Origin of the sequence: Brachybacterium paraconglomeratum, assembly GCF_039541415.1 — a bacterium.
Classification (GTDB): Bacteria; Actinomycetota; Actinomycetes; order Actinomycetales; family Dermabacteraceae; genus Brachybacterium; species Brachybacterium paraconglomeratum_A.
In genome coordinates this window covers 483707-496568 of record NZ_BAABGE010000004.1, presented here as the reverse complement: position 1 = coordinate 496568, position 12862 = coordinate 483707, and the positions used below count along the sequence as shown (strand labels likewise).

Below are 12862 nucleotides of genomic sequence, written 5' to 3'. Positions count from 1 at the left end.
GGTGATACCCGGACGGCTCACGAAGATGCCGCCCGGCTCAGGACTCGGCGGTGGCGCCTTCGCCGGTGGGCTTGGTGCGGCTGTCGTTCACGCCCCGGTTCTTCATCTCCTGGCGCAGCTCGCGCGGCAGGGAGAACATGAGGTCCTCGGTCGCGGTGCGCACCGGCTTCACATCGCCGTAGCCGCGCTCCGCGAGCTCGGCCAGCAACTCCTGGACCAGCACATCGGGCACCGAGGCGCCGGAGGTCACGCCCACGGTCCCGACGCCTTCGAACCATTCGTCGCGCAGCTCGGAGACCGAGTCGATGCGATGGGAGGCCTTCGCGCCGGCGTCCTTGGCGACCTCCATCAGGCGCACCGAGTTCGAGGAGTTCGGGGAGCCGACCACCAGCACCAGGTCCGCATCCGGAGCGATCTTCTTGATCGCGACCTGGCGGTTCTGGGTGGCGTAGCAGATGTCGTCGCTGGGCGGGGCCTGCAGGGTCGGGAAGCGCTCGCGCAGCTTGTCGACCGTCTCCATCGTCTCGTCGACGCTGAGGGTGGTCTGGGAGAGCCAGACGACCTTCTCGGGGTCGCGCACGGTGATCTTGTGGACGTCGTCCGGCGAGTTCACGATCTGCACGTGTTCGGGGGCTTCACCGGCGGTGCCCTCGACCTCCTCGTGGCCCTCATGGCCCACCAGCAGGATGTCGTAGTCCTGGCGGGCGAAGCGCACCGCCTCCTTGTGGACCTTGGTCACCAGAGGGCAGGTCGCGTCGATGGTGCGGAGGTTGCGTGCCTCGGCCATCTCGCGCACCTTCGGGGAGATGCCGTGGGCGGAGAAGATCACCAGCGCCCCCTCGGGGACCTCGTCGACCTCCTCGACGAACACTGCGCCCTTCTCCTTCAGGCGATCCACCACGAATTTGTTGTGGACGATCTCGTGGCGTACGTAGATCGTCTCGTCGTAATGCTCCAAGGCACGTTCGACGGCGACCACAGCTCGGTCGACACCCGCGCAGTAGCCGCGCGGCTCGGCAAGAAGGACGGTTCCGGTGCTCACCCTCCCATCGTAGGAGGGGAAGCGCGCTGGTGGGAGTGTGGTGGGGCAAGACTCACCATCCCTCCACAGGCGCCGCGCATCCACACCCCGGCCCGGCTGCGGCGAGCTGTCCGGACCTCGTGCCAGAGTGGACCCATGACCCAGACCTCCCCCGAGCCGGATGCGGAGGGTGGCACGGCGGCACGGCCCGCCCTGGCCGCCACCGCAGCGCAGACCACCGCAGAGAATCCATGGCCGCTGCGGCAGCTGTCCGTCAAGGTCGGCGAGTACGTGGCGAGGATGGCGCCGCTCTGGGTCGAGGGCGAGATCGTCCAGCTCAACCGTCGCCCCGGCGCGGGCATGAGCTTCATGACGCTGCGGGATATCGACGTGGACATGTCCTTCTCGGTTCCGGTGCGCGAGCATGTGCTGCGCACCCTCCCGGTCGAGCCCGTCCCGGGGGCGCGGGTGGTGATCCATGCGAAGCCCACCTTCTGGACCAAGCGCGGCAGCCTCCAGCTCGAGGCTGACGACATCCGCCCGGTGGGCCTCGGCGAGCTGCTGGCCCGGCTCGAGCAGCTCAAGCGAGTGCTCGCCGCCGAAGGACTGTTCGCCGCCTCCCGCAAGCAGCCGCTGCCGTTCCTGCCGCGGGTGGTGGGTCTGATCTGCGGCCGTGAATCCGCGGCTGAGCGAGACGTGGTCGTCAACGCCCAGCGTCGCTGGCCGGCGGTGCAGTTCGAGATCCGTGAGGTCGCGGTACAGGGCGTGAAGGCCGTGCGCGAAGTGTCCGCGGCGCTGCGCGAGCTCGACGACCTCGACGAGGTCGACGTCATCATCATCTCCCGCGGCGGCGGCTCCCTCGAGGACCTGCTGCCCTTCTCCGACGAGCAGCTGACCCGGCTGGTCGCCGGTGCGAAGACCCCGATCGTCTCCGCGATCGGTCACGAGGTGGACACCCCGCTGATCGATCTCGCGGCGGATGTCCGCGCCTCCACCCCCACCGACGCCGCGAAGCGCGTGGTCCCGGACATTCAGGCTGAGATCGAGCAGCTGAACCTGGGCCGTACTCGGCTGCGGGCAGGGATCCGGGCCCGCATCGAGCGGGAGCAGTCCGCGCTGGATGCCATGCGCTCCCGGCCTGTGCTCGAGAACCCGGCCACGATCCTCGCGGGCCGCGCCGACGAGATCCGCTCCCGGATCTCCCTGGCCCGCACCCTGATCGGTTCCCGCCTGGACCGGGCGGCCGACGAGGTCGACCATCTGGGACGTCAGGTGCGCTCGCTGAGTCCGCTGGCGACCCTCGAGCGCGGCTACGCCGTGGTCCAGGACGCCGACGGCACGATCATCCGCGCCCCTGACGACTCATCCAGCGGGCAGGCGCTCTCGATCCGCGTGGCCGGCGGTCGCTTCGGGGTGGAGCGCACGGCGACCGATCCGTACACCCCGCCCACCCGGACTGCACCTTCCCACCAGACCAGCCCCTCCGAGGAGACCCGATGACCCCGAGCACCAGCCCCGAGAACGATCTGACCGCAGCCGAGGGCGACCCTTCGACCGTCGGCCCCGCCGTCACCCCTGTCGAGGGAGAGCAGCAGCTGCCTGCGGATATTGCAGAGCTCTCCTACGAAGCCGCACGCGATCAGCTGGTCGACGTGGTGCGCCGGCTCGAGTCCGGGCAGGGCGGTCTCGAGGATTCGATCGGGCTGTGGGAGCGCGGCGAGATGCTCGCCCGCCGCTGCCAGCAGTGGCTCGACGGTGCCCGCGAACGCCTTGACGACGCCGTCGCTGCGCGTCGCTCGGAGGATGGCACCACGCGCTGACGCTCTGCGGCATGGAGCTGTTCAGCGGCGGGTCGCTCAGCTGATCGAGGCGAGTGCGGCGCCAGCCAGCTCCTCGAGCTCGGCCTGCTCGACGTCACCATGGACGAGGAAGCCCCAGTCCGCGCCCTGGCAGGAGATGCCGAGCTGCCCAGCGCCATGGTCACCGCCGCTGAGCACGCTGCAGTCGGTCCCCTCGATCGTGAGCTCCTCTTCGACGACGCTGCCGGGCAAGGCCGCGGAGAGCATCGGAGCGCTGACCTCGGACCCCTCGGTGAGGGTCACCAGCTCTCCCTGAGGCGAGGAATACTGCACCACCCAGCGCGGGTCCTGGCCGTCGGCGAAGCGCGCGGAGCGCTCGCTCCACTCCTCCCCCATCACCGGCACAGCCACCGGGAACGTCGCACTGAGCTGGGCGCGCTCCGCACTCTCGGACACATCGAGCTCAGAATTCTCGAGCGGCTCCCGCTCCAGATCGCTGCCCACGCCGAAGAAGGCGATGGCGATCACGATCACCACGGCCATGGTCAATGCGAGCGCCCACACCATATTGCGCAACACGGTGTTCTTCTTCGACGGCAGCTCATAGGCGGACTTCGGCTGCGGCCGGGGCGCGGGCCGCGCGGCCTCGTCAGAGGGCGCGGCCGGGCCCTGCGGCGCGGCCTGGTCCGGAGGCGTCGAGGTGGCATCGTCAAGATCGTGCATGGGTCCATTGTCCCTGCTCGCCGCCGCTCCGCCTCGCAGGGTGAGGCGCGCCACCCGTCAGCCTCACCACAGCCGCACACGCCCAGCGCCGCCCCGCGTCACCCTGCGCATCACCGCAGGCCATCGGAAGCAGCGTCGAGCCCATCGCCCCAGCGTTCGCCCCGCCCCCAGAAACCTGCAATGATCGAGCGGTGACCGCGAGATTCCTGATCGTCGGAGAAGCACTCACTGACATCGTCGTCGACGCCGACGGCGCCCGCAGTGAGCATCCCGGCGGCTCCCCCCTGAACGTGGCCGTGGCGCTCAGCCGCCTCGGCCATCCCACCGACCTCCTGACCCGGATCGGCGACGATGCGCGAGGCGACGCGATCCGTGCCCATCTGGAGGCCTCCGGTGTGCACCTCACCGCGGGCAGCTCGGTCTCTGCACCGACCTCCACCGCGCTCGCACAGCTGAATGCCGACGGCGCCGCCACCTACGAGTTCGATCTGCTCTGGGATCCCGATCCGTCGGGCCTGCCCACCCAGGTCGAGGCGGTGCACACCTCCTCGATCGCCGCCGTGCTGGATCCCGGTGCCCGCACCGTGCTCGACGTGCTGCGCAGCCACCGGGAGAGCGCCACCATCAGCTACGACCCCAACGCCCGCCCCTCCCTGATGGGAGCACCCGAGCTGGTGCGCGAACGGGTCGAGGCGAGCATCGCCCTCAGCGACGTCGTCAAGGCGTCGGATGAGGACGTGGCCTGGCTGTACGACACCGAGGACGTGGAGGACGTGGTCGACTCCTGGCGCGATCTCGGCCCGGCGCTGACAGTGCTGACCCGAGGCGCCGAGGGTGCCGTGGGCTTCGCCGCATCCGGCCGGGTGCAGGTCTCCCCCGTCGTCGTCGACGCGGTCGACACCGTCGGCGCCGGAGACACCTTCTCCGCCGGGATCCTCGACGCCCTCGCGGCGAAGGGCCTGCTGGGTGCTCAGCGACGACCCGCGCTGGCCGCGATGCCGAGCGATGACCTCGCCACCGTGCTGAGACGGGCCGCAGCCCTCGCCGCGATCACCGTCTCGCGGGCCGGGGCGAACCCGCCCTGGAGCCACGAGCTCCGCTGACCGGCTGCTGCGGTCTCCACTGCCGCGCTGACGTTTCGCGCGTCAGATCTGCTTTAGATCACTGTTCCTGTCCCTGTTCCGTCCCTGTACGTTCTCACTGATCCACTGCATGACAACCCCGAGGGAGGCCTCTCCATGAACCAGTCCACGACCGCCGCGCAGCAGGACGGCTACCGCATCGAGCACGACACCATGGGCGAGGTGCGGGTGCCTGCCTCGGCCCTGTACCGCGCGCAGACCCAGCGTGCGGTGGAGAACTTCCCGATCTCGGGTCAGGGCCTGGAGCCCGCGCACATCCATGCGCTCGCCCAGGTGAAGAAGGCTGCGGCGCGCGCGAACCAGGACCTCGGGGTGCTGGACTCGGCCATCGCCGACGCGATCGTCTCCGCGGCGGATGCGGTGATCGCCGGCGATCACGACGACCAGTTCCCGGTGGACACCTACCAGACCGGCTCCGGCACCAGCTCGAACATGAACATGAACGAGGTGCTCGCGACGCTCGCCACGAACGCCGGCACCGAGGTCCACCCCAACGACCACGTGAACTGCTCGCAGTCCTCGAATGACGTCTTCCCCACCTCGGTGCACGTGGCCGTCACCCAGGGTGTCGTCGAGAAGCTGCTGCCCGCGCTCGCCCACCTCGCCGAGTCGCTCGAGAAGAAGGCCGACGCCTGGAAGAGCGTGGTCAAGGCCGGGCGCACCCACCTGATGGACGCCACCCCCGTGACCCTCGGCCAGGAGTTCGGCGGCTACGCAGCCTCGATCCGCTACGGCATCGAGCGCGTCGAGGCGGCACTTCCCCGCACCGCTGAGGTTCCGCAGGGCGGCACTGCCGTGGGGACCGGCATCAACACCCCGATCGGCTTCCCACAGAAGGTCATCGCGAACCTCGCCGAGCAGACCTCGCTGCCGCTCACCGAGGCGCGCAACCACTTCGAGGCGCAGTCCAACCGGGACGGCCTCGTGGAGATGTCCGGTGCGCTGCGCACCATCGCGGTGTCCCTCACCAAGATCTGCAACGACCTGCGCTGGATGGGCTCGGGCCCCAACACGGGCCTCGGCGAGATCTCGATCCCGGATCTGCAGCCGGGCTCCTCGATCATGCCGGGCAAGGTCAACCCTGTGATCCCCGAGGCCGTGCTGATGGTGTGCGCGAAGGTCATCGGCAACGATGCGGCGATCGCCTGGGGCGGCGCGCAGGGCTCCTTCGAGCTGAACGTGCAGATCCCGCTGATGGGCACCAGCCTGCTGGAGTCGATCCGCCTGCTCGCCAACGCCTCCACCGTCCTGGCGGACAAGACGGTCGACGGGCTCGTCGCCAACGAGGAGAAGGCCCGCTTCTATGCAGAGGCCTCCCCCTCGATCGTCACCCCGCTGAACAAGCTGATCGGCTACGAGAGCGCCGCGAAGATCGCCAAGCACGCCGTCGCCGAGCGCATCTCCGTGCGCGAGGCAGTGGTCGCGCTGGGCTTCGTGGAGCGCGGCGAGCTCACCGAGGCGCAGCTGGACGAGGCGCTGGACGTGCTGTCGATGACCGCGCCGAAGGCCTGATCCGAGTCACACAGCAACGGGGCGTCCCACCAGTCGGTGGGGCGCCCGTCCTCTGTCACGCCAGCAGTGCACCAGCGACAGCACCACCGCTTGACCTGGAGTGCACTCCAGGTGGTGTGCTCTCACCATGCTGATGCTTCTCACCCTCGCCCCCTTCGTCCTGCTCACCCTGATGCAGCTGCTGGCGCTGGTCGCCGTGCGCGGCGCGCTGCAGGAGACCACCCTGTCCCTCGCCGCGGCGTGGCCCTCGGTGACGGTCTATGTGGCTGGAGCGGCACTGTGCTGCGCTGCTCTCGGCCTGGCGATGCTCCTCGGTATGCGTGGGACCGTGAGCAGTCAGAGCACGGTTCTCCCCCTGGCCCTCACCGTCGGAGTCGCGGCGGGAGCGCTCGTGATGCTGGGTCCGCTGCTCTGGGGTCAGGCGGCGGGGGAATTCACCCTGTCCCATCATCTGGTGCGGGCGCTGCTGGTCGCCCCCACGGTCGTGCTCTACTGCTGGCATGTCTCTGCTCATCGGTGACGTCGCCGCCCGCAGCGGTCTCAGCCACGACACTCTGCGCTACTACGAGAGGTTGGGGCTGATCCCTGCTCCGGAGCGCGATGCGAGCGGCCGTCGCCGCTATGACGAGGCGGTGCTGGACCTGCTGCATGTCGTGGATGCGCTGCGCCGGGCCGGATTCTCGCTCGCGCAGGTCGCCTCCGTACTGGAGGTGAAGACCAGCACCCGGACGGTGCGGGGGCGCACCGACGCGATGCGGCAGGCGATCGTGCTCCTCGAACAGGATCTCGATCTGCGCACCTCAGCGATCGCCGACGCCCGAGAACTGCTGGGCTCGTGGCGGGACGAGCTCGACGCCGGGGAACCCTGGCCGGACACGCCGTTGGACTGCTGAGACTGGCCTTCCGAGAATAGCTCCCTGATACCCGTGGCTGCGGGCGGAGAAGGGGCCCAGCGACTCCCCGGCCGAATCGGTGATCGGGAGTGAGGGCATCACCGACATCTACCGGGGAACCGCCGGCGCAGCGTCAGAACACCGGCTCGTCCAGCACGTGGGTGACCAGCTCAGCGACCTTGGAGCGCTCCGAGCGCTGCAGGGTGACGTGCGCGAACAGATCCTTCTCCTTGAGCGCCTCGACCACCGAGGCGATCCCGTCGTAGCGGCCGATGCGGAGGTTGTCGCGCTGGGCCACATCGTGGGTGAGCACGACGCGGGAGTTCTGGCCGATGCGGGAGAGCATCGTCAGCAGCACGTTGCGCTCGAGGGACTGGGCCTCGTCGACGATCACGAAGGCGTCGTGGAGGGAGCGGCCGCGGATGTGGGTCAGGGGCAGCACCTCGAGCATGCCGCGGGAGAGCACCTCGTCGATCACATTCTGGGACACCATCGAGCCGAGAGTGTCGAACACGGCCTGGCCCCAGGGCCCCATCTTCTCGCCCTGGTCCCCGGGGAGATAGCCGAGCTCCTGACCGCCCACGGCGAACAGGGGGCGGAACACCATGATCTTGCGCTGGGTCCGGCGTTCGAGCACGGCCTCGAGCCCTGCGCACAGCGCGAGTGCGCTCTTGCCGGTGCCGGCTCGGCCGCCGAGGGAGACGATGCCGATGGACTCGTCCTGGAGCAGGTCGATGGCGATGCGCTGCTCAGCCGAGCGCCCGGCCACTCCGAACACGGTCTGATCACCCTCGACCAGGTGGACCTGGCGATCGCGGGTGACCCGCCCCAGGGCGGAGCCGCGAGGGCTGGTGATCGTCAGCCCGGTGTGGACGGGCTGATGGGCGACCTCGGGGATCGGGACCGTCTGACCGTCATAGAGGTCCGTCATCGTCTGCTCATCGACTGACGTCGTGACCATGCCGGTGTAGCCGCGATCGCGCGCCAGCTCCGCGCGGTACTCCTCGGCGTGGATGCCGGAAGCAGAAGCCTTGATCCGCATCGGCAGGTCCTTCGAGACCAGCACCACGTTCTTGCCCTCGAGCTGCAGGTTCTTGGCGACGGCGAGGATGCGGGTGTCGTTGTCTCCGAGCCGGAACCCGTCAGGCAGGGAGGCGGTGCTCATGTGGTTCAGCTCGACGTGCACGTGCCCGCCGTCCTTGCCGATCGGCAGCGGCTGGGCGAGGTTCCCGTGGAGCTCGCGCAGATCGTCCAGCAGGCGCAGCGCCTGGCGGGCGAAGTAGCCGAGGTCCGGGTGGTGGCGCTTGGCCTCAAGCTCGGTGACGACCACGATCGGGAGCACGATGTCGTGCTCGGCGAAGCGGTGCAGGGACAGCGGATCTGAGAGCAGCACCGAGGTGTCCAGGACGTAGGTGATCACCCCGGTCTCGACCTCGGCGAGCATCTGCTGCGCGGTGCCGGGCCGCAGCGAAGGCACCACGGGTGCGCCGTCTGGGTTCGCGTCCCCGATCACCGCCGCCCCGGTGCGAGTGCCGAACGATGCCCTGCCGTCGGTGGCGGGCATCGTCTCACGAGCGGTGATGGTCTCTTCCATGGGAGCCTCCCGAGATCGAGCGGATGCCTGGACCATAGCCGCGTCGGCACCCGACATCGGGCGCGTCCCGCAGGGTGCGGGGACGACGTTCACCCGATCGTCACCGGGAGTTCTGCAGGGCTCCCGGTGCACTCCAGTGTGCCACCGGTCACAGGGCGTGCCGGGGAGGTGGGCAGGGCTGTTCGGCATGCTGGTCGGCATGCCTCCCGTTCAGGTCGGGGCTGAACGTGCTTCGCTCAGGCGCCGTAGCGCCGTTCCCGGCGACAGAAGTCGCGCAGGGCCCGCAGCAGGTCGATCCGTCGGAAGCCGGGCCAATAAGTTTCGCAGAACCAGTACTCGGAGTGCACGGACTGCCAGAGCAGGAATCCGGAGAGTCGTTGCTCGCCGGAGGTGCGGATGATGAGGTCCGGGTCGGGCTGGCCGCGGGTGTAGAGGTGCTCGGCGATCGAGTCGACGCTGATCGCGGAGGCGACCTGCTCCCCGTCGAGGCCCTGTGCGGAGAGGTCTCGCACGAGTTCGCGCACGGCGTCGACGATCTCTTCTCGGCCTCCATAGCCGATGGCGACGTTCACGGTCAGCGTCGATTCGCGGGCGACCTGCTCCTGAGCCTGGGCGATCCCGGCACGCATCTCTACCGGCAGCGCCTCGGCATTGCCGGTCAGCCGCACGCAATGGCCGGCCTCGATGATCTGCTCGATGGTGCCCGTGATGATCTCGTAGAGCGCGACCAGCTCCTCAGGCGGGCGGCGCAGGTTATCGGTGGACAGCATCCACACGGTGACCAGCGGAATATCGAGGCCCTCGCACCAGGAGAGGAACTCGAGGATCTTCGCGGCACCGACCCGGTGACCGTGCTCGGTGCTCTCCCCCGCCTCTTTCGCCCAGCGGCGGTTGCCGTCCACGATCACGCCGAGGTGCTGAGGGAGCGAGAAGGCCTCGAGCTCCTTGGTGAGCCGACGTTCGTAGACACGGTAGAGGAGACCGTCGTCGTCCATCGCAGCCTCCGTCTGGTCCCGCTGATGCTCGTGGATTCCCGCGCCACGGTCACATTCCGCGGCGCCGCAGCGACGCGCAGTCACGAGCGCTGGAGCGTACGTCTCCATTATCTGCCACGCTCCGGCACGGTCCCGACGAACCCGGGAAATCGACACCGGATGGACACAGCGAGCACACCATTAACCTACGACTGCGTAAGTTACGGTGTTCTCATGAATTCCGGAATTCGACATGAGGGCGGCCGACGGCCCTCCGAGCACGCTGCCGACGCTCCTGTTCACGCGCAGACCTCTCCCCAGTTCGAGGACCTCTCCGCGCGCGAGCTGTTCGAGGCGACCTCGGGCAGCGGCGGCACCGAGCTGCCGGCCGACGAGGATCTGCCCATCGCCGAGAACTTCCCCTTCGCCCCACGCACCCTCACCCGGGCGATGGCGCGCCGGGCGACTCAGCTGGGCCTCCAGCTGCCCAAGCCTCGCCTGCGGGGGATCCTTCACCTGATCGCGTTCCCCGCCTCTCTGGTGGCCGGGTTGCTGCTGGTCGCTGTCGGCGACACGCTCATGATTCGTCTGGCCTGCGCGGTCTTCGTGCTCACTGCCGGTCTGCTGTTCGGCGTCAGCGCGGTGTATCACCGCGGTACCTGGACTCCGCAGAAGGCGATCATGCTGCGGCGCTTCGACCACGCGAACATCTTCCTGATCATCGCAGGCACCTACACCCCGATCGCCGTGGCGATGCTCGAGCCGGGTCCTGCCCGCACTCTGCTGGCGATCGCCTGGGGCGGCGCGCTGGTCGGCGTCTGCTTCCGGCTGTTCTGGACCGGGGCCCCGCGCTGGATCTACGTGCCCGCCTATGTCGCGCTGGGCTGGGTGGCGGTCTTCTACATCCCGCAGCTGCAGGCCAGCGGTGGCTGGGCCGTGGTCTGGCTGCTGGCGATCGGTGGCCTCGCCTATACCGCGGGCGCTGTCATGTACGCCCTGAAGCGTCCGAATCCCTCACCGGCGTGGTTCGGGTTCCACGAGCTCTTCCATGCCGGCACCCTGATCGGCTTCGGCTGTCACTTCGCGGCGGTCACAGTTGCTGTGATCTAACAGTTGCTGTGATCCGACAGCCGCTGAGAGCCGGCGAAGGCTCGCTCAGCGGTCCTCGGCCGGCGGCGGGGTCTGGTCCTCGGCGCGGTCACCGGGCTCATCCTCCGCTTCAGCGGCGGGCTGGCCTGTGACCGGCTGCTCGCCTGCCGCCTCGTCCGTCGCTGCCTGCTCGGCCTCGTCGCGCTCTTCAGCCTCGGCGAGCTCTTCGGCCTCGATCCGCTCCTGGAGCCGTGCCTGGGCCTGGATGCGCCGAGTGTGGCGGGTCATGCTGACCGCGAGCAGCACCACCAGGACCGCCAGCACGAAGGCCGCGAAGAAGCCCGGCAGCCCCGGCGAGACGGTGACCGAGTTCAGCTCCCGGCCGTCCGAGGGGTTCGGTGCGGCCAGCAGCACGCCGGTCTCGAGCAGCAGCCGTGCCCCGTTCATGGACGTGCCTCCACGGTCTCATTGCGCAATCCGGCGAACAGGTCCGTCTCGGGGAGCTTGACCCCGATCCGAGAGATGTGCAGTTCGTAATCCTCGGTGCCCCAGGCAGCCGTCTCGGCCTCGTGCGAGATGCGGAAGAACGGGCCTTCCGGATCCACCTGGGTGGCGTGTGCCCGCAGTGCATCGTCCCGCACCCCGAGATAGTCGCGGACGTCGACGCGCGTGGTCAGCAGTCGGTCATGACTCTCGTCGTAATGCTGGAGCATCTGGTCGAGCTCCTCGTTCGGCGTCCCCTCGGTGCGCAGGTGCCGGCTGACCGCCGAGAACCGCTGCCGATGGAAGCCGTTGATGTAGTAGAGCTTCGCGATCGCCCAGGGCTCACCCAGCTCGGGCGCGAAATCAGGATCCGCCGCGAGATCGAAGGCCGCCACGCTGATCCGATTGACCTGGATGTGGTCAGGATGCGGGTAGCCGCCGTTCTCGTCATAGGTGGTCATCACATGGGGACGCAGACGTCGCACCGCCTCGACCAGCGGTCGCACCGCGTCCTCGACCGACGTGGCTGCGAAGCTCCCGGCGGGCAGCGGCGGGAGCGGGTCGCCCTCGGGGAGCCCCGAATCGATGAAGCCGAGCCACTCGTGGTCCACGCCGAGGATCTCCTTCGCCCGTTCCATCTCCTGGCGACGGATTCCGGGCAGGGCCTCGGCAGTCACTGTCGGGTCATCCCGGAGGCGGGGGTTGAGCACGTCGCCGCGCTCTCCCCCGGTGCAGGTGATGACCGTGACCTGGACACCCTCACGCGCGTACCGGGCGGTCGACCCGGCACCCTTGGACGATTCATCGTCCGGGTGCGCGTGGACGGCGACCATCCGCAGAGGTTCTTCGAAAGCGGGCAGCTGGACGGTCACGGGACTCCTCGGAGGCGGCAGGACGGGGTCGGGACCCTCAGCGGTGGTGCGCGCATCGTGCACGAACCCGGCGGGGTGCACCAGCGTCCGATCGTACGCCACCCCTGCTGAACGGACCCGGGAGGATGCGGGGATGCCCGGCCGACGTGACGGGCGCCTCCCCCACATTGCGCGACGCTCCCGGGGAGCGCACGGGTGAGGTCTGGGAGACTGACTCCATGAACGACGTCAAGCAGCGGCACGCCGACCGCTATGGGAAGCCGCTCGTCGGCCGTCGCACCACACGCACGCTGCTCGCGCTCGCCGCCGCGGTATTCGTCGCCGTCGTGCTCTACGTCGGCATCCAATCGGCGAGCACACCGATCCGTTCCGAGATGCTCGCCTATGAGCATCTCGCCGAGGATTCGATCGGGGTCGACTTCGCGGTGACGATGGATCCGGGGACCGAGGCGAGCTGCGGGATCCAGGCGCTGAACAAGGGCCGCGCCCAGGTCGGTTTCGTCGAGCTGGTGATCCCTCCCCAGCAGGACCGTCGCACTGCGCACCACGTCGAGATCTCCACCCAGGGCGATGCGGTCTCTGCAGAGGTCGTCAGCTGCTCCGAGCTCTGAGCCTGCAGCGGACTCAGAGCGCCAGCGCCCGGCTCGGAGTCGGCGCCTAGAACCGACCAGGCTGTCGGCCCCTCAGTGCCGATTACTCGATGCGCGTAAACGTCCCGGGGATCCCCGGGAAAGCGTTCCGCGCGGTGTAATGTATTCCG

Annotated in this window: 14 protein-coding genes; 8 read left to right on the top strand and 6 right to left on the bottom strand. The window is 69.0% G+C overall.

The features are described from left to right. Window positions 1-37 precede the first annotated feature (37 nt). The gene (locus tag ABD893_RS06785; protein WP_345077258.1) at window positions 38-1042 is read right to left on the bottom strand and encodes a 4-hydroxy-3-methylbut-2-enyl diphosphate reductase; all 1005 of its coding nucleotides are present in this window, start codon (window positions 1040-1042) and stop codon (window positions 38-40) included. Between the two features lie 135 nt (window positions 1043-1177). On the opposite strand from ABD893_RS06785, the gene xseA reads away from it, so the two are divergent. Both xseA and ABD893_RS06775 read left to right on the top strand, forming a co-directional pair. Then, on the top strand, window positions 1178-2521 hold the full coding sequence (xseA, locus tag ABD893_RS06780) for an exodeoxyribonuclease VII large subunit (RefSeq protein WP_345077255.1): 1344 nt from the start codon (window positions 1178-1180) through the stop codon (window positions 2519-2521). Continuing rightward, window positions 2518-2841, top strand: a complete 324-nt coding sequence (locus tag ABD893_RS06775; RefSeq protein WP_345077252.1) for an exodeoxyribonuclease VII small subunit — start codon at window positions 2518-2520, stop codon at window positions 2839-2841. The genes xseA and ABD893_RS06775 overlap by 4 nt, the downstream gene beginning before the upstream one ends. A 36-nt stretch (window positions 2842-2877) precedes the next feature. Here ABD893_RS06775 and ABD893_RS06770 read toward each other — a convergent pair whose 3' ends face one another. Next, window positions 2878-3543, bottom strand: a complete 666-nt coding sequence (locus tag ABD893_RS06770; RefSeq protein WP_345077249.1) for a DUF4245 family protein — start codon at window positions 3541-3543, stop codon at window positions 2878-2880. 191 nt (window positions 3544-3734) lie between these two features. Here ABD893_RS06770 and ABD893_RS06765 point away from each other — a divergent pair, with 191 nt between their 5' ends. The 4 genes from ABD893_RS06765 to ABD893_RS06750 all read left to right on the top strand — a co-directional run bounded on the left by ABD893_RS06765 (window position 3735) and on the right by ABD893_RS06750 (window position 7090). Beyond that, window positions 3735-4646: a carbohydrate kinase family protein gene (locus tag ABD893_RS06765; RefSeq protein WP_345077247.1), complete on the top strand. Its 912-nt coding sequence runs from the start codon at window positions 3735-3737 to the stop codon at window positions 4644-4646. A gap of 135 nt (window positions 4647-4781) precedes the next feature. Continuing rightward, complete coding sequence (locus ABD893_RS06760; protein ID WP_345077244.1) at window positions 4782-6197, top strand: class II fumarate hydratase; 1416 nt, start codon at window positions 4782-4784, stop codon at window positions 6195-6197. Window positions 6198-6324: 127 nt separating this feature from the next. Further along, entirely contained in the window at window positions 6325-6717 is a 393-nt protein-coding gene (locus tag ABD893_RS06755; RefSeq protein ID WP_345077241.1) for a hypothetical protein, read from the top strand. Continuing rightward, window positions 6698-7090: a MerR family transcriptional regulator gene (locus ABD893_RS06750; protein ID WP_345077238.1), complete on the top strand. Its 393-nt coding sequence runs from the start codon at window positions 6698-6700 to the stop codon at window positions 7088-7090. The genes ABD893_RS06755 and ABD893_RS06750 overlap by 20 nt, the downstream gene beginning before the upstream one ends. 133 nt (window positions 7091-7223) lie before the next feature. Here ABD893_RS06750 and phoH2 read toward each other — a convergent pair whose 3' ends face one another. After that, on the bottom strand, window positions 7224-8534 hold the full coding sequence (gene phoH2, locus ABD893_RS06745) for an RNA 5'-3' helicase PhoH2 (protein WP_345077758.1): 1311 nt from the start codon (window positions 8532-8534) through the stop codon (window positions 7224-7226). Window positions 8535-8920: 386 nt separating this feature from the next. Beyond that, the gene (locus ABD893_RS06740; RefSeq protein WP_345077235.1) at window positions 8921-9679 is read right to left on the bottom strand and encodes an isoprenyl transferase; all 759 of its coding nucleotides are present in this window, start codon (window positions 9677-9679) and stop codon (window positions 8921-8923) included. A 213-nt stretch (window positions 9680-9892) separates the two neighbouring features. On the opposite strand from ABD893_RS06740, the gene trhA reads away from it, so the two are divergent. Beyond that, on the top strand, window positions 9893-10768 hold the full coding sequence (gene trhA, locus ABD893_RS06735; RefSeq protein WP_345077232.1) for a PAQR family membrane homeostasis protein TrhA: 876 nt from the start codon (window positions 9893-9895) through the stop codon (window positions 10766-10768). Between the two features lie 45 nt (window positions 10769-10813). Here trhA and ABD893_RS06730 read toward each other — a convergent pair whose 3' ends face one another. Next, window positions 10814-11194: a hypothetical protein gene (locus ABD893_RS06730; protein ID WP_345077229.1), complete on the bottom strand. Its 381-nt coding sequence runs from the start codon at window positions 11192-11194 to the stop codon at window positions 10814-10816. Continuing rightward, a complete protein-coding gene (gene mca / locus ABD893_RS06725; RefSeq protein WP_345077226.1) occupies window positions 11191-12102 on the bottom strand; it encodes a mycothiol conjugate amidase Mca in 912 nt (303 codons plus the stop codon). The genes ABD893_RS06730 and mca overlap by 4 nt, the downstream gene beginning before the upstream one ends. Before the next feature lie 218 nt (window positions 12103-12320). Between mca and ABD893_RS06720 the strand changes: the two genes are divergently transcribed. Continuing rightward, window positions 12321-12713, top strand: coding sequence for a DUF4307 domain-containing protein (locus ABD893_RS06720; RefSeq protein ID WP_345077223.1), 393 nt, complete (start codon window positions 12321-12323; stop codon window positions 12711-12713). Window positions 12714-12862: the final 149 nt, after the last annotated feature.